The organism is Cobetia sp. SIMBA_158, assembly GCF_046566945.1.
Classification (GTDB): domain Bacteria; phylum Pseudomonadota; class Gammaproteobacteria; order Pseudomonadales; family Halomonadaceae; genus Cobetia; species Cobetia amphilecti.
Map to the genome: position 1 here is coordinate 1 of NZ_JAWJYL010000157.1, position 325 is coordinate 325.

Genomic DNA, 325 nt, shown 5'->3' on the forward strand with positions numbered 1-325 from the left:
TTCCTTAAACTTTTTCGCCGCGAGCACGGATTTCTGTAAGAACCGCGTCGATGCCTTTTTTATCGATAATACGCATACCTTTAGGAGTAGTGCGTAATGTTACAAAACGTTTTTCACTTTCAACCCAAAAACGGTGTGTTTGTAGGTTAGGTAGGAAACGACGTCTAGTCGCGTTTCTCGCGTGTGAACGGTGGTTACCAACCGCTGGACGCTTACCTGTAACTTGACATACTTTAGACATGTCTATATATCTCCAATAACTTCGCTCGAGCTTAATTTAATCTAAGGCCGTGTATTTCTGCCCTAGATAAATCGAAGGGCGCTC

General features: G+C 43.4%; 1 protein-coding gene. It reads right to left on the reverse strand.

The genetic code is table 11. The features are described from left to right. Positions 1-4: 4 nt before the first annotated feature. Entirely contained in the window at positions 5-241 is a 237-nt protein-coding gene (rpmB, locus tag R2R70_RS19415) for a 50S ribosomal protein L28 (RefSeq protein WP_410978810.1), read from the reverse strand. Between the last annotated feature and the right edge of the window lie 84 nt (positions 242-325).